Raw genomic sequence first — 15,220 nt, 5'->3', positions numbered from 1 at the left:
CGAGTCGAGGGTGTCGAGGGTCGGAGCGGTGACGCAGAACGTGCAGGCGGACCAGCCGGTCGGCCGCGTCGTGCTCGTCGGCGGCGGACCCGGCGCCGACGACCTGATCACGGTGCGCGGGATGCGCGCGATCGAGCGGGCGGACGTGGTGGTTGCCGACCGGCTCGCGCCGCGCGGCCTGCTGCGCGACCTCGGTCCCGGCACCGAGATCATCGACGTCGGCAAGACACCGCATCACCACCCGGTGCCGCAGGACGAGATCAACGCATTGCTCGTCGACCGGGCGCGGTCCGGAAAGTATGTCGTGCGCCTCAAGGGCGGGGACCCGTTCCTGCTGGGCCGCGGCGGGGAGGAAGTGCTCGCCTGTCACGCGGCCGGTGTGCCGGTTGAACTGGTGCCAGGCGTCACGTCCGCGCTGTCCGCGCCCGCGGCTGCCGGCATCCCGGTGACCCACCGCGGCGTCTCTCACGGAGTGCTGATCATCTCGGGCCACGACGACCTGGACGTCGACGTGCTCGCCCAGTGGCCGCACACCGTGGTCGTGCTGATGGGGATGGGCCGGCTGCGGGAGCTCGCGGCCAACCTGACACATGCCGGCCGGGCGTCCGACACGCCGGTGGCTGTGGTGCAGTCGGCCTGGACGCCGCAGCAGCGTGAAGTCACCGGGACGCTCGACACGATCGCCGACCGCGTTGACGCGGCCGGGGTCGGTAATCCCGCAGCGGTGATCATTGGCGCCGTTACGGAGGTCTTGCGATGAGAAACGTGCCGGCACTGGTGCTCGTCGCCCACGGCACCGCGAATGCGACTGGGCAGCGCACCGTGCTTCAGGTGCGGGCTCAGGTCCAACGCAGGCTACCCGGCGTGCGGGTGGTCGACGCGTATGTCGACGTGCAACTCCCGCGATTGCGCGATGTCGTGGACTCACTTGTCCGAGAAGAGATCCCGACGGTCATCGTGCCGTTGCTGCTGTCCACCGGCTACCACGTCGAGGTAGACGTCGCGCGCGCGGCGGCAGCACCTCTGGTGACGGCCGCTCCGCCGCTCGGCCCGCACCCGGTGCTCGCACAGATCCTCCGCGACCGACTGGCCGAAGCCGGTGCGACCACGTCGGATCCGGTCGTGCTGGCCGCCGCAGGGTCCTCCCGGCCTGGCGCGGCGCTGGCCGTGCAGGTCGTCGCGGAGCGGCTTGCCCTGCTCCGGCCGGGACGAGTGACTGCCGGGTTCGCTTCTGCGACAACACCTTCCGTGGAGCAGGCGATTGCCGACGCGACCACCGAAGGCAGGCGGGTGTATGTCGCGTCATACCTGCTCGGGCACGGGTTCTTCCACGAGCGACTCCGGCGCCTCGACGCCCGGGTCACCGCGCCGATCGGTGCCGATCGGCGCATCGCCGAGCTGGCGATCGAGCGCTATCGCACTGCCGCGCGGAGTTTCTCCACGAGGCCAGTTCCAGCATTCGTCGCCTGACGGGAGGTGCACGTAGCGAATCCCCTCACGGTCGCGGCAGGTTGAGCCAGTAGAGATCCCGCCGGCGGGCGCCGGCGGGAGCGGTGCGCTCGACGTGCCGGTCGTCGAACCGGTTCATCGCGTCATGCACGAGCTCGTCCAGTTCCTTCGCTTCCGCGTCGGTGAGGTACACCGAACCGACCTGGGCGATGGTCGCATGATCGTCCCGATCGATTGCCGCCTGCAGTGTTCGCTGGATGCGGTCGATGAAGGTGCTCATCATCGAATTCGCCACGTCCGCGGTTATTTTCGAGCCGTTGGCGATCTGGATGCTGTCGGCGGCTCGCCGCCAGGGACGCTCGCGACCGTCGGTGCTCTCGGCACGCTCGACAAGACCCCAGCGCTCCATTGCGCGCAGGTGGTAGCTCATCGCCGACGGACTGATGCCGCAGAGTGCCGCTGCTTCTGTCGCGGTCAGGGTGTCCGCGCGGCTGAACTCGTCCAGCAGCTGCTGGCGCGCTGCATGGGCGAGCACCCGGATCGCCCGGGGGTCGGTCAGCGTGAGGGTCCGCCGCTCGGTCATGCGGTCCATCGTGCCGCACCCGGACGTCCCGTGCTTTACGGTCGGAGCGTGGAACGCGTGGTCGTGCACATCGATCCGGATGCCACGCTGCCCTTCTGGCGGGGTGCGCAGGTTTTCCGCTTCGCGTCCGTTGCCTATGCGATCGGCGCCCAGATCGTCTCGGTCCGGGCGCAGGCGCCGCCCGGGTCGGGCATCCCGGCATACAGCCATCCGGTGATCAGCTGGGCGCTCATTGCGCTGCTGGTGATCTGGTCGGGTGTGAGCGGGCTGGTCTACGCCTTCGAACTGGCGCCGCGGCCACCGACGGTCGTGATCGAGCTCGTCATCACCGTCCTGCTGACCGTCTCCACCGTCTGGGTGGTCCGGCCGGAGTACTACCACCACCATCAGAGTCTGCCCTCGACGTTCTGGATCACCAACGCGGTCGTTTCGGTCGCGTTGCTGTGGGGGCCGGCCGCGGGCGGGGCCGCAGGAGTCGGCTTCTCGCTGCTCAGCCTGGGCATCGAGGAGCAGTTCCACAACCTGGTCACGGACGCGACCACCCCGATCCTGCTCACCGTCGGCGTCACGATGGGCGTCGGCGCCCGCATCGTGTCGCGTGCCCAGCAGGAACTGTCCACGGCCGTCCGGATGCAGGCGGCGACCAAGGAACGCGAGCGGCTGGCCCGCGAGGTGCACGACGGAACCCTGCAGGTGCTTGCCCTGATGCGTCGCCGCGGTGCCGACCTGGGCGGTGCGGCGGGTGAACTCGGCCGGCTCGCCGGCGAGCAGGAGCAGGCGCTGCGGACGCTGATCAGCGAGCAGGCGACGGTGCCCGGGGTGGACGATTCGACCGACCTGCGCACCCAGCTGCAGGCGGTGATCCCCGCCGGCGTGAACTTCTCGGGACCGGCCGGCGCCGTACACCTACCCGGCTCCGTCGTCACCGAGCTGGCGGCTGTCGTCCGCACGATCCTGGACAACGTCGCGCGGCACGCCGGGCCGGACGCGCAGGCGTTCGTGCTGCTGGAGGACCTCGGCGGCGAGGTCGTGCTCACCGTTCGCGACGACGGTGTCGGCATACCCGACGGACGCCTTGCGGAAGCCGAGGCGCAGGGACGCATGGGAGTGAGCAAGTCGATCCGCGGCCGGATGGCGGACCTCGGCGGCGAGGCCGTCCTGGAGACCGGGCCGGACCTCGGCACGGAGTGGGAGTTGCGCGTCCCGCGCGCCGGCAAGGCAGGATGAGCGGCATGAGTGCAGCCGAGTCGACCACGGTCATGGTCGTCGACGACCACCCGATGTGGCGCGACGGGGTGAGCCGGGACCTTGAGGCGGCCGGCTTCACCGTGGTCGCGACCGCGGACAGTGTCGCCGCAGCGACCACGAGGGCGAAGGCGACGACCCCGCAAGTCGTGCTGATGGACATGCACCTTCCGGACGGCAACGGCGCCGAGGCGACCGCCCGGGTGCTGGAAGCCGCACCGGGTGCCAACGTGCTGATCCTCTCGGCGTCCTCGGAGCGTGACGACGTGCTGCAGGCGGTCAAGGCGGGAGCCTGCGGCTACCTGGTGAAGAGCGCGTCCGCGGCCGAGCTGATCGAGGCCGTCAACGCGACCGCCGCCGGGCAGGCGGTCTTCACACCGGGTCTGGCCGGGCTCGTGCTCGGTGAATACCGCCGGATGGCGACCGAGCCCACGCCGGCCGGTGCGGAGCCGGCGCCGACTCTCACCCCGCGCGAACTCGAGGTGCTCCGGCTGGTGGCAAAGGGCTTGAGCGCCAAGCAGATCGGGCGCCGGCTCGACGTCAGTCACCGCACCGTCGAGAACCACGTGCAGGCGACCTTGCGCAAGTTGCAGCTCTCCAACCGGATCGAGCTGACGCGCTACGCGATCGAGAACGAACTCGGGTAAGACCAGGGGATACCCCGCGGTAGCTTCTTGCCGACAATCCCCACCGCCGCTGAGTAGTCGTACTCAGGCCGGCGGCCGCCGCGTCGCCGAGGCTGGTGGGCATGAACACGACTGCGAACCAGCCAGGTCCTGTGCCGGGTCAGCCCCCGGCCAATCCGTATGCCGCGGGCCAGCACCCGTATGCCGCTCGCGGCACCTACCCCGGGCAGCACCCGGGCCCGTATGGCGCGCCCGTCGCGCCATACGCGATGATGCCCCGCCGGGCACCGTGGTGGCAGCGCGAGGGCATCGTCAGCAAGCTGCTTGTGCTGACCGGCGGCGCGATCACCCTGATCGGCGTCGTCATGCTGCTTGTCATTGCCGCGCATGCCGGCCTGCTCAGCCCGCAGGTGCGGGTCGCGGGCGGCGCGGTGCTGTCTGCGGCGCTGATCGGTGCCGGACTGCGTGTCCACGGCCGGCCGGGCGGCACCATCGGGGGAGTCGCTCTTGCCGGCACCGGCATCGCGGGGCTCTTCGTGGACACGGTCGCGGTAACCTCGTTCTACGAGTGGCTGCCGGCGATCGGTGGCCTCGTCATCGCCGGCGCCATCGCCGCGGCGGCAGCCGCTCTCGCGGTGCACTGGCGCTCGGAGCTGCTCGCGATAGGCGTCACCATCGCGGTCGCCGCGCTCGCGCCGGTGCTCACCAGTGGCGTCACCGTCTCGCTCGTGTGGTTCATGGTCATCCTGCAAGCCGCAGCGATCGTGCCGGAGCGGCTGCGCGGCTGGTGCTTCCACTCGCTGGTGAGCCCGCTGCCTGCCGTGACCGTCGTCGCCGCGTACGCGGTCGACACGCGCTCGATCGCCTCCCTGCCGGCTGTGCTCGCCGTGCTGTCACTCGGGGCGGCAGGGTTCTTCAGTTCAACGGGCAAGGACGACGAACTGCACTCCGCTGCCTTCGGATTCACCGTGATGCCCGCCGTGGTGCAACTGCCGCTGCTCGACCAGCACGTCGCCCTCGTCGTCGGCGCCGCACTCACCGCGCTGATCGCGGGTGCTGCCTTCTGCTGCTCCTCGCTGGGAACGGTGCGCCGCACCGTGCTGGCGGCCGCGGCGCTGCTGCTCGGGGTGGAGACCTGCCTCCTGCTCGGTGACGACTCCTGGATGCCGGTGCTCGTGCTGGTCCCGGGAGTTGCGGTTGCGGCGGTGTCGGTCGCCCGGAAATCGACCGCCGTGACCCTGGTCGGTGCCGCGCTCGGCGGCTGTGGCGCAGTTGCCTACCTCGTCTTTGCCAACCCGGCAGCCCTGTCCCGCCCGGGACTCGCGGACGCCCAGCTGTCCTACGTGACGATGACCGGCGGACTGCTGCTCGTCGCCTGGGCCGCCCTGTCCGGTACGGCGATGCTGCGACCGGGCACCGGCGTCCGCCAGACGGTCGTCGCGCCGGTCGCCGTGTGCGCCGGCCTGTATGGCGCGACAGCGGCCATGATCTCCTTCGGCAGCACCGTCGGCGGGACGCCTGGTTTCCACAGTGCGCATCTGGGCGTGACGGTCGTCTGGGTGATCGTGGCCATGGCGTCGATGGCGTTCAGCCTGCACCAGCCCCGTTTCGCGGCGGTTTCGCTCGGCGGCGGTTTGCTGCTCGCTGGTGGTGCGGTCGCCAAACTCTTCCTCTTCGACCTGCAGGAGATGTCCGGCGCCACTCGGGCGATGACGTTCCTCGCGGTCGGTCTGGTGCTTCTCCTCGCGGGTTCCCGCTACGCCCAGGCGTTCGCCCGGAAGCGCAGCACCGGCCGAGGCCCGGCGGCACGCGTCGCGCACTGAGGCACTCGCGGCATACGACGGGATCGAGCGGTCCGGTCTTCCAGGGGGAAGGCCGGACCGCTCGGTCGTTCCGGCCGTGTGGCGCCTCAGGGTGCGAAGAATTACTTTCAGATATGTGAAAGAGTCACTTCAGGATTCGGCATGGCGGCACCGCGACGTGCGCTTGGTCGTCCCGGCGCGAGCACTGTCGGTCTTCGGCGACGCGCTGCTGTCGGTCGTGCTGCTGCGTGTCGACGACTCTGAGGCCGGACCGTCGGGCGTGACAGGGCTGCTGACGCGCAGGTCGACGCAGCTGAAACCGTCTCGAAGACCAGCGGATTGCGCGCGCTGCGGGCGGACAGGCTCGTCTAGCCGGTGCTGGTCGGTGTGCTGGTTCTGGTCCTCGCCGCGAACGGCACCAGCGTGCTCGACGTCTTCCTGATCCGCCACATCTTCGGCATGCCTGCCGGCTGGTACGGCCTCGTCGAGGTGGTCTTCACCGTCGGTGCCGTGGTCGGCTCGGTGACATCCGGTCGCTTTAAGTCCGATCGCTCCCGGGTGCAGGCGATACAAGTGGGCTTGGGGGTAATTGCGCTGGGAGTGCTGGGCATTGGGGTGTCCCCGGCATACCGGGTGCTGCTGGTCCTCACCGCGTTCCTGGGCGTCGCCCTAGGGGTGATGACGGCGTGTTTCGGACCGCTGTTCACCGTGCGCACGCCGGACGCGATGCGCGGCCGGGTCAGCTCGACCGTCAACGGACTGATGCAGGCGGCGAGCGTGATCTCCTTCGTGCTCTTCGGTGCGCTCGGCGCGTCGTTGGGGGTGCGGGCCAGCTATGTGCTCTCGGTGGTGGTCGTCGCGGGGTTCGCCGTGCAGGTGCAACGGGCGCTGCGGCGTGAGGTCCCTTCCGGGATCGGTCAGTCGGCGGAAGCGGCCCGCGCCTGACGGCGGTGCTTGAGGTATTCGTAGAGCATCGGGATGACCGAGATGACGACGATGACCAGGATGGCGACGTCGATCTTGTCGCCCAGACCCGGGAACGCCCGGCCGAGCACCACGCCGGCCAGCACCACGATGGCCACCCACAACACGGCGCCGACGGCGCTCCAGGTGAAGAAGCGCCTGCGGTCCATCCGGCCCGCGCCCGCAACCAGGGTGATGAAGGTCCGCACGATCGGCACGAAACGGCCGATGACGAGGGCCTTGTTGCCGTGCCGGTCGAAGAACGCGTTGGTCTTCTCGAAATACTCCTTCTTCAGGATCCGGCCGTCCCGCTCGTAGATCGGCTTGCCGACAGCTCGGCCGATCTCGTAGCCGACGACGTTGCCCGCGAACGCCGCGATCATCAGCGACGGCACCGAAATCCACAGCGAGACGTGGAAGTTGTACTTGGCGCTGGAACTGAACAGCCCGATCGCGAAGAGCAGTGAGTCTCCCGGCAGGATCGGGAAGAGGACGCCGCACTCGATGAAGACGATCAGCAGCGAGATCCCGAAGAAGGCTCCCCCGAACTGGTCGAGCAGGTAGGTCGGGTCCATGAAGCTCGGGCCGAGGGAGTGCATCACGCGCGCAAGCGTACGTGAGCGCCGCTGAGGGGTGCCTTGGAGCGGGGCCGGTGCAGGCTGGGCGTCGCCGGTCTGTGCCCAGGTGATGGGCATAGCTGCGCCGTGCCCGGTTCGCCGATATTCTCCGGCACCATGACGCGCATTCCCGGGAGCCGCTCCCGTCATACTCTGCTGGTTGTTGCCGCTGCCACCACGCTGGTCCTGGCCGGCTGCAGTTCCCCGAAGTCCACCGGTGCGGCCGACTCTGGTGCAGGCACCGGCACCGCGAGCGGCTCGAAGGCCGCCGCCGCGAGCTGCACGCCCGCAACCATGAAGACCACCAAGCCCGGTGTCATCACCATCGGCGCCGACAACCCGGTCTACGAGCCCTGGTTCTCGAACAACGACCCCGCCAACGGCAAGGGCTTCGAGTCGTCGGTCGCCTACGCGATCGCGCAGCAGCTGGGCTACTCCACGGCGAAGGTCGCCTGGAAGCGGGTGCCGTTCGACTCTGTGGTCGCCGGAGCCACCCACTCCTTCGACTTCGACCTCGACGAGGTGTCGATCACCCCCGCCCGGGCGAAGGCGGTGGACTTCTCCAGCGGCTACTACGACGTCACCCAGGCCATCGTCACCTACAAGGGCAGCAAGATCGCCGGTGCGAAATCCATTGCCGCGCTGAAGAAGGCCAAGCTGGGTGCGCAAGTGGGGACGACGTCATACAGCGCGATCGTCGACCAGATCAAGCCCTCGCAGCAGCCGGCCGTCTACGACACCAACCCGGTCGCGGTGCAAGCGCTGAAGAACCACCAGATCGACGGGCTCGTGGTGGACCTACCGACGGCGTTCTACATCACATCCGCACAGCTCAGCTCCGGCGTCATCGTCGGCCAGCTGCCGGTGACGGGCAAGCCCGAGCAGTTCGGCGCGGTGCTGACCAAGGGGTCGACGCTGACGCCGTGCGTCACGAAGGCGGTCAACGCCCTGCGAAGCAACGGCACCCTTGCCAAGCTCGAGGACAAGTGGCTGACCGGCGAGGGAGCGCCGAAACTGTCGTGACCGCGGCCGACAAGCCGGAGGTGTGGCAGCCCTCCCCAATCGAGCAGCAACGCGCGGCATACCGCTTGCGCCAGCGGCGCCGGTCGTTCGTCGTGGCGACGGTCAGCACGATCGTCGTCCTCGCGGTGGTCGTGATCGTGCTGGTCACCAGCCCGGGCTGGGACCGCTTCCAGAGCACCTTCTTCTCACCGCACGAGGCCGGTGTCGCGTTTCCGATGGTGCTGCGTGGGCTGTGGACCAACATCGAGGTGATGCTGGTGTGCGGCGTCGCGATCGCGGTGTGGTCGCTGGTGCTGGCCGTGCTGCGCACCCTGCGCGGGCCGGTGTTCTTCCCGTTGCGCGCGTTCGCGGTCGTGTATGTCGACCTGTTCCGCGGGCTGCCGCTGCTGCTGGTGGTCTTCCTGCTCGGCCTCGGGGTGCCGGCGTTGCAGTTGAGCGGGCTGCCGACCGACCCGCTCTTCTGGGGCGGGCTCGCGCTCACCCTGTCATATTCGGCGAACGTCGCCGAGGTGCTGCGGGCGGGCATCGAGTCGGTCCACCCCTCGCAGCGGGCGGCGGCTCGCTCGCTCGGATTGTCGTATGCCGCGACGCTGCGCTTCGTGGTGCTGCCGCAGGCGGTTCGGCGGGTGATGCCCGCCCTGATGAACGACCTGATCTCGCTGGAGAAGGACTCGGCCCTGCTGGCCGCGATCGGCGTGGTCGACGCGCTGCGGCAGGCACAGATCCGGCAGTCCCTGTCGTTCAACTTCACGGCATACGTCGTCGCCGGGGTGCTGTTCATCTGCCTGACCATCCCGATGGCGCGGTTCACCGACTGGTATGCCCGGCGGCGTGGTTTCCAGGGAGTCGGTGGTCAGCTGTGAATGTGTTGTCGTTGCGAGGGATTCGCAAGTCGTTCGGGGCGCACGTCGTGCTCCGGGACGTTTCGCTGGAGGTTGCCGAGGGTGAGTGCGTGGTCCTCATCGGCGCTTCCGGGTCGGGCAAGTCCACGCTGCTGCGCTGCGTCAACCTGCTCGAGGTCGTCGATGACGGCGTGGTCGAACTCGACGGCCAGGACATCACCGATCCGCGGGTGAACGCCGACGAAGTGCGCTCCCGGATGGGCATGGTCTTCCAGTCCTACAACCTCTTCCCGCACCTGTCGGTGCTGCAGAACATCACGCTCGCTCCGGTCCGGGTGCACAAGGTCGCGCGCGCCGAAGCGACGGAGTGGGCACGGGCGGCGCTGGAACGAGTCGGCTTGGCGGACAAGGCGAATGCTCGCCCGGACGACCTGTCCGGCGGCCAGCAGCAGCGGGTCGCGATCGCCCGCGCGATGGTCAACTCGCCACGGCTGCTGCTGCTCGATGAGGTCACCTCTGCGCTCGACCCGGAACTCGTGGGGGAGGTGCTCGACCTGCTCCAGGGCCTGCGCGAGGACGGCATGACGATGATCCTCAACACCCACGAGATGGGCTTTGCCCGGTCAGTCGCGGACGAAGTGTGCTTCCTGTCCGATGGGGTGATCCTGGAGCGCGGACCGGCGCAGCAGGTGCTCGGCGCACCGCAGGAGGAGCGCACCCAGCGGTTCCTGTCGCGGCTGCTGCACTGAGTCGCTGGCCGTCCTGCGGCCCGGACCCAGTCCGGGCTGCCGCGCGTCACACCGGCTCGGTGGTGCGGATGGCGTCGCGCGACCACGGGGTGAACCAGTCCGACTTCGGCCACCCCTCGACCGCACCGAGCAACTCGTACATCGTTGCGCCATCGATCGATTCGCGAATGATGTCGGCGTGACCGGCGTGCCGGGCGAGCTCCTCGATCAGGTGCAGCACGGTCCAGCGGACGGTCCATGACTGTACGTCGCGCGGCCACCAGGGCGCGTCGGTCGGCACCGGCACGCGCTCGTCCAGGTCGTATGACGGGACGTCGCGCCCCACGCGGGCGATCACGGCGTCCAGGCCGTCCCGCAGCCGGTCCCCGGTGTCCTCCGGGGTCAACCGGAACTCGCCGAAGTGTGCGCTGATCCGGTCTTGCTGCGGAGTCGGGTCGTCGGCGGGCGGCCACATGGCCGGAGCCGCTGCTGCCCGGTCCAGCCAGGAGATCGCGCAGCGGGTGCCGTGTTTCACCAACGAGCCGATGCTGAGACTGGAAGCCGTTGGGGTGGCGCGCAATTCGGCGTCGGTGAGGCCGTGTGCAGCGGCCTTGAGGCCGAGCAGCTGCTGGGTGACGTAGCCGGCGAGCAGCTCACCTTCGTGGTCCGTTTGTGGTGCGTGAGCAGGCATGAGATCGGCCTTTCCAGAGCTGGGGATCGTTGACGAGATCACCGTGCCGTGCATAGCGGACACTTTCGGTCCTGAGATTCGCGACGATGGGGTCATGGCAACGACGACCGCACGACTGCTGCAACTGCTCGGACTGCTCCAGGCGCAAGCGGTCTGGTCCGGGGACGAACTGGCCGATCGGCTCGGTGTGACTCCACGGTCGGTCCGCCGCGACGTTGACCGGCTGCGTGAGCTCGGCTATCCGGTGCAGTCCAGCCGCGGTCTCGGCGGCGGCTACCAACTGGGTGCCGGTCGCGCGTTGCCGCCGTTGCTGCTCGACCAGGACGAGGCGGTCGCGGTCGCGGTGTGCCTGCGGCTCGCAGCCGGTGGGACGGTGGCCGGGGTCGGCGAGGCAGCGTTGCGTACTCTGGCGAAGCTGGACCAGGTGATGCCGGCCGCCATACGGGCGCATGTGGCCGCCGTGCAAGAGGCGACGGTGACCGTCGAATACCAAGCAGCGACAGTGGATTCCGACGCGCTGCTGGTGCTGGCGCGGGCGATCCGCGAGCGTCATCAGGGGCGTTTCGACTACACGGCCAAGGACGGTGCCGCGACGTCCCGGCGAGTCGAGCCCTACCGGCTCATCGCGACCGGAAGACGTTGGTATCTCATGGCTTTCGACCTCGACCGGGATGACTGGCGGTCGTTCCGGCTGGACCGGATGAGCGAGGTGCGTGCGTCCACTTTCGGCTTCACGCCGAGGCCGGCGCCCGACGCGGAGACGTTCATCCGCCGGTCGGTGAGTTCGGGCTGGGAGTATGAGGCGACGGTGCGGGTGCGGTGCGCGATCGACGAGGTGCGAGACCGTGTCGGTGGCTGGGGAACCCTGACCGCTGTCGACGACGCGCACTGTGAGTTGCGGGTCGGTGCGCATGACCTGGACATGCTGGCGTGGTGGCTCTTGCGGTTGCCGGCCGACTTCGAGGTGCTGGACAACGAGGAGCTGGTTGCGGCATACAGGAGACTGGCGGTGCGCGCCGGGCGCATCGCAGACGGTGGAGGTGAGGCGGATGCCGGTTGAGGTCGGTGCGATTGCGTTCGACTGCACGGATGTGCTGCGGACCGCGCGGTTCTGGAGCGAGTTGCTGGGCAGGCAGCTCGACGACGGGGCGGACGAGTTCTTCGCCTCGATCGGCCGGGAGGACCCGCCGGGGCGGACGTGGTTCTTCATGAAGGCCGATGCGCGTCCGAAGGGGAAGAACCCGATCCACCTGGATCTCGTCGGCGCGGACTGGGATGCGGAGGTCGCGCGTGCCGAATCGCTGGGGGCGCAGCGGGTCGCGCAGTTCGAGGAGTTCGGCACGGCATGGGTGACGTTCGCCGACCCGGAGGGGAACCTCTTCGACATCGGGCGGGGATGAGATCCTCGTCCTCGTGAGCGAGGACGTGGGTGTCGGGCCGTATGACGGGGCATGGCCGGCGCTGCCGGACGGCTCGCCCGATCCGCGCTTCGACCCGGAACTGCTGGCGCATGGCGACCGGCGCAACGTCGTCGACCGCTACCGGTATTGGACGCACGAGGCGATCGTGGCCGAGCTGGATGCGCACCGGCACGACTTCCACGTGGCGGTGGAGAACTGGGGACACGACTTCAACATCGGCTCGGTGATCCGCACGGCAAATGCGATGGGCGCCAAGGCGTTTCACATTGTCGGAAAGCGCCGCTGGAATCGGCGCGGGGCGATGGTGACCGACCGCTATCAGCACGAGTTCCACCACCCAGATGTCGCGTCGCTGGTGGACTGGGCGGGCGCGGAAGGGCTGCCGCTGATCGGCATCGACAATCTCCCGGGCAGCAAGCCGATCGAGACCTACGCGCTGCCGAGGCGGTGCGTGCTCGTCTTTGGGCAGGAAGGTCCGGGGTTGACGCCCGAGATGCAGGAGGCGTGCGTCGACATACTGCACATCGAGCAGTTCGGGTCGACGCGCTCGATCAATGCGGGTGCGGCCGCCGCCATCGCGATGCACGTGTGGGTGTTGCGGCACGCGCGCGTGGTCTAAGCTCAAATTGAGCGATTGCTCAAACGACTGGGGCCGGCGAGAGGTGTCGACATGGATGCGGTGACAGGAGCGTTCAGCTACTCGGGCGCGGCGATCGCGGCGGGGCTCACGGTTCGTGGCCGGTCGGTGCGGACCCTGACGAACCATCCGCGGGCTGGGAGCGGTTACGACATACGGCCACTCGACCTGGGCGATCCGGCGGGTCTGCGGAAGTCGCTGGAGGGTGTGGAGTGCCTCTACAACACCTATTGGGTGCGCTTTCCGCACGGTGACGTGACGTTCGAGACCGCGGTGGAGGGCAGCGCCACCCTGTTCCGGGCTGCCGCGGAAGCCGGGGTGCGGCGCATCGTGCATGTGTCGATCACGGCTGCCGATGTGAACTCGCCATACGCCTATTTCCGCGGCAAGGGCCGGGTGGAGGCGCACCTGAAGGAGAGCGGCGTGCCGTATGGGATCGTGCGCCCTGCAATACTTTTCGGCGGGGACGGGGTGCTCATCAACAACATCGCCTGGCTGATGCGCCGGTCGCCGGTGACGCTGATCGGCGGCGGTGGCCGCTATCGGGTCCGTGGGATCCACATCGACGACCTGGCCACGCTGATGGCCGACCTCGGCGAACGGGACGACTCGGTCACGGTGGACGCAGTCGGCCCGGAGTCGCTGACCTTCGCCGACCTGCTGGAGCACATCCGCGCGAGCATTGGCAGCCACACGCGCCTCCTGCCCGTGCCCGGGAGTGTCTTCCCTGCGGTCACCTGGCTGCTGGGCCGCCTGGTGCGGGACACGTTGCTGACCCGCGAGGAATACCGGGCAATGGCGGCCGGTCTGGCCGACTCCGATGCGCCGGCGACGGGCACGATCCGCCTCACCGACTGGATCACCGAGCACCGAGACACGCTGGGCACGGCATACGCCCACGAGATCCGGCGGCACTTTCTGCCGCAGCGTGCCGGGTAGCCTCAGAAGCCGTCGAGGATGACCGGCGTTTCCGGTGTGCCGCCTTCGCGCAGTTCGCGGAGTATGCCGGGCAGGCGCGCCGGACCGAAGGTCGCCGCGCCCGATTCGATCTCTTCGGTTGACCACCAACGGATTTCGTGAACGTTCTCGGCCTTGAGCTGGGCAGCTGAGAATGACGGGCTGGGCTCGAAGTGGTCGGTTCGGCACAGATGCACGTGGTCGATCTGACCGTCCCATTCGCCCATTTCGAACACGCCGTTCAAGGTCCAGACCTCCGGGCCGAGGGTGCCGATTTCCAGCCCGATCTCTTCGCGCAGTTCGCGTTGCAGTGCCTCGAGGCGGGTTTCGCCCGGCTCGACGCCTCCGCCGGGAGTTGCCCAGAAGCCGCCGCTGATGCCGAGCCCCGGCCAGTCGAAGTGCACGAGCAGCACGCTGTCGTCCGGGTCGAGGACGAGGGCACGAACACTTTCCCGGAGGTGCAGCGGCATCCCGCCATACTGCCTGATCCCGGAAGGGTGGGACCTCGCGCTGCCCTTCGGTGGACGGGCAGGGTGGCGGTGTGCGTGCATAGACTGCACAGCGTGACTGCCGCCCAGCACGAGCCGGAATCCTTCGGGCAGGCGTTGTCGCGGGCGTACTATGAGGACGTCGTGGCTCCGACGGTCGCGCGCCGATTGCCGGGACTGCGGTATGCCGCTGCGCGCCTGGGTAGCGGATCCGACGTGCTCGGACTTGATGACGAGACCAGCCAGGACCACGACTTCGGGCTGCGGCTCACCCTGCTCACACCGGACGACCAGGGCGGTGAGGTTGCGGCCGTCCTGGAAACCGACTTGCCGAAGGACTATCGCGGATGGCCGACGCGCTTTCCGACGACATGGTCGCCGGAAGGTGCGGTACGGGTCGAGGTGAGTTCGGTGGCCGACTTTCTGCAGTTCCGGCTCGGAGTGGACGCCACCGCGGACCTGTCGGTCGCGGACTGGCTGGCGCTGACGGGTCAGGCGGTGCTGGAGGTCACTGCAGGACCGGTATTTGCAGACACGGCAGGTGATCTCACCGCGGCCAGGACACGTCTTGGCTGGTATCCGCACGACGTGTGGCTGCATCTGCTGGCCTGCGATTGGGCACAGCTCGGGGAGGAGTTGCCGTTCATCGGCCGGTCCGGGTCTCGCGGCGACGACCTCGGGTCGCGCGTGCTTGCCGGGCGGTTGGTGCAGGTCGGCATGCATCTCGGGTTTCTGCTGGAGCGCTGCTGGCCGCCATACAGCAAGTGGTTCGGCATTGCGTTTGCCCGGCTGCCGCGCGCCTCGGCTGCCGCGCCGGCATTCCGGGTGGCGCTGGCTGCCGATGATTGGCACGAGCGGGAGATGGGATTAGCTGAAGGTTTGGCTGTGCTCGGGCGGCTGCAGGGCGAGATCGGTTTGCCGGCGGTCGAGCCGGTGACGGTCCCGTTCTTCGATCGGCCGTTTCAGGGGTTGGCCGACATTTCGCAGGCTCTGCTCTCTGCGGTCACTGATGCTGAAGTCCGCGCGCTGCCCTCCGGGGTTGGGAGCGCCGAGCAGATCAGTGGGACGACGAAGCTGCTCGTCGACGGGGCGCGTCGTGCCCGGGTGGTGCGTGCGGCGATCAAGCCGTCGCGCCGCTGATCGTAGTT

18 protein-coding genes are annotated in these 15,220 nt (G+C 68.9%); 14 read left to right on the top strand and 4 right to left on the bottom strand.

The window, feature by feature from the left end; all coding sequences use genetic code 11:
* Window positions 1-28: 28 nt before the first annotated feature.
* The gene (gene cobA, locus EFY87_RS01290) at window positions 29-760 is read left to right on the top strand and encodes a uroporphyrinogen-III C-methyltransferase (RefSeq protein ID WP_245988291.1); all 732 of its coding nucleotides are present in this window, start codon (window positions 29-31) and stop codon (window positions 758-760) included.
* Window positions 757-1,470: a sirohydrochlorin chelatase gene (locus EFY87_RS01285; RefSeq protein WP_123269487.1), complete on the top strand. Its 714-nt coding sequence runs from the start codon at window positions 757-759 to the stop codon at window positions 1,468-1,470. Before cobA ends, EFY87_RS01285 begins: the two co-directional genes overlap by 4 nt.
* Window positions 1,471-1,495: 25 nt before the next feature.
* On the opposite strand, the gene EFY87_RS01280 is transcribed toward EFY87_RS01285, so the two are convergent.
* Window positions 1,496-2,032, bottom strand: a complete 537-nt coding sequence (locus EFY87_RS01280) for a helix-turn-helix domain-containing protein (protein ID WP_158607458.1) — start codon at window positions 2,030-2,032, stop codon at window positions 1,496-1,498.
* Window positions 2,033-2,080: 48 nt separating this feature from the next.
* Between EFY87_RS01280 and macS the strand changes: the two genes are divergently transcribed.
* The 4 genes from macS to EFY87_RS01260 all read left to right on the top strand — a co-directional run bounded on the left by macS (window position 2,081) and on the right by EFY87_RS01260 (window position 6,650).
* Window positions 2,081-3,259: a MacS family sensor histidine kinase gene (gene macS, locus EFY87_RS01275; protein ID WP_158607457.1), complete on the top strand. Its 1,179-nt coding sequence runs from the start codon at window positions 2,081-2,083 to the stop codon at window positions 3,257-3,259.
* A gap of 5 nt (window positions 3,260-3,264) precedes the next feature.
* A complete protein-coding gene (locus tag EFY87_RS01270; protein ID WP_123269842.1) occupies window positions 3,265-3,924 on the top strand; it encodes a response regulator in 660 nt (219 codons plus the stop codon).
* A 101-nt stretch (window positions 3,925-4,025) separates the two neighbouring features.
* Complete coding sequence (locus tag EFY87_RS01265) at window positions 4,026-5,726, top strand: DUF2339 domain-containing protein (protein WP_148043201.1); 1,701 nt, start codon at window positions 4,026-4,028, stop codon at window positions 5,724-5,726.
* A 366-nt stretch (window positions 5,727-6,092) separates the two neighbouring features.
* Window positions 6,093-6,650: an MFS transporter gene (locus EFY87_RS01260; protein WP_158607456.1), complete on the top strand. Its 558-nt coding sequence runs from the start codon at window positions 6,093-6,095 to the stop codon at window positions 6,648-6,650.
* On the opposite strand, the gene EFY87_RS01255 is transcribed toward EFY87_RS01260, so the two are convergent.
* On the bottom strand, window positions 6,623-7,267 hold the full coding sequence (locus EFY87_RS01255; RefSeq protein ID WP_123269484.1) for a DedA family protein: 645 nt from the start codon (window positions 7,265-7,267) through the stop codon (window positions 6,623-6,625). The genes EFY87_RS01260 and EFY87_RS01255 overlap by 28 nt on opposite strands.
* A 135-nt stretch (window positions 7,268-7,402) precedes the next feature.
* On the opposite strand from EFY87_RS01255, the gene EFY87_RS01250 reads away from it, so the two are divergent.
* The 3 genes from EFY87_RS01250 to EFY87_RS01240 are packed head-to-tail and all read left to right on the top strand — an operon-like array spanning window position 7,403 to window position 9,899.
* A complete protein-coding gene (locus EFY87_RS01250; RefSeq protein ID WP_123269483.1) occupies window positions 7,403-8,308 on the top strand; it encodes an ABC transporter substrate-binding protein in 906 nt (301 codons plus the stop codon).
* Complete coding sequence (locus EFY87_RS01245) at window positions 8,305-9,171, top strand: amino acid ABC transporter permease (protein ID WP_181445418.1); 867 nt, start codon at window positions 8,305-8,307, stop codon at window positions 9,169-9,171. Before EFY87_RS01250 ends, EFY87_RS01245 begins: the two co-directional genes overlap by 4 nt.
* Complete coding sequence (locus EFY87_RS01240; RefSeq protein WP_123269481.1) at window positions 9,168-9,899, top strand: amino acid ABC transporter ATP-binding protein; 732 nt, start codon at window positions 9,168-9,170, stop codon at window positions 9,897-9,899. The genes EFY87_RS01245 and EFY87_RS01240 overlap by 4 nt, the downstream gene beginning before the upstream one ends.
* A gap of 46 nt (window positions 9,900-9,945) precedes the next feature.
* Here EFY87_RS01240 and EFY87_RS01235 read toward each other — a convergent pair whose 3' ends face one another.
* Entirely contained in the window at window positions 9,946-10,569 is a 624-nt protein-coding gene (locus EFY87_RS01235; RefSeq protein ID WP_123269839.1) for a mycothiol transferase, read from the bottom strand.
* Between the two features lie 94 nt (window positions 10,570-10,663).
* On the opposite strand from EFY87_RS01235, the gene EFY87_RS01230 reads away from it, so the two are divergent.
* From EFY87_RS01230 to EFY87_RS01215, 4 genes are read left to right on the top strand one after another with little or no spacing between them, the layout of a single operon-like run.
* Window positions 10,664-11,629, top strand: coding sequence for a helix-turn-helix transcriptional regulator (locus tag EFY87_RS01230; RefSeq protein WP_123269480.1), 966 nt, complete (start codon window positions 10,664-10,666; stop codon window positions 11,627-11,629).
* Window positions 11,619-11,969: a VOC family protein gene (locus tag EFY87_RS01225; RefSeq protein ID WP_123269479.1), complete on the top strand. Its 351-nt coding sequence runs from the start codon at window positions 11,619-11,621 to the stop codon at window positions 11,967-11,969. Before EFY87_RS01230 ends, EFY87_RS01225 begins: the two co-directional genes overlap by 11 nt.
* Window positions 11,970-11,982: 13 nt before the next feature.
* Window positions 11,983-12,609 (top strand): TrmH family RNA methyltransferase, encoded by a 627-nt coding sequence (locus EFY87_RS01220; RefSeq protein WP_123269478.1) that lies wholly within the window; start codon window positions 11,983-11,985, stop codon window positions 12,607-12,609.
* A 51-nt stretch (window positions 12,610-12,660) separates the two neighbouring features.
* Entirely contained in the window at window positions 12,661-13,566 is a 906-nt protein-coding gene (locus EFY87_RS01215; RefSeq protein WP_123269477.1) for an SDR family oxidoreductase, read from the top strand.
* Window positions 13,567-13,568: 2 nt separating this feature from the next.
* On the opposite strand, the gene EFY87_RS01210 is transcribed toward EFY87_RS01215, so the two are convergent.
* Complete coding sequence (locus tag EFY87_RS01210) at window positions 13,569-14,054, bottom strand: NUDIX hydrolase (protein ID WP_158607454.1); 486 nt, start codon at window positions 14,052-14,054, stop codon at window positions 13,569-13,571.
* Window positions 14,055-14,147: 93 nt separating this feature from the next.
* On the opposite strand from EFY87_RS01210, the gene EFY87_RS01205 reads away from it, so the two are divergent.
* Complete coding sequence (locus EFY87_RS01205; protein ID WP_245988287.1) at window positions 14,148-15,212, top strand: DUF4037 domain-containing protein; 1,065 nt, start codon at window positions 14,148-14,150, stop codon at window positions 15,210-15,212.
* Window positions 15,213-15,220: the final 8 nt, after the last annotated feature.

This window comes from Flexivirga caeni (assembly GCF_003724155.1).
Lineage (GTDB): Bacteria > Actinomycetota > Actinomycetes > Actinomycetales > Dermatophilaceae > Flexivirga > Flexivirga caeni.
The sequence above is the reverse complement of the archived record's forward strand: the minus strand, read 5'-3'. Positions and strand labels throughout refer to the sequence as shown.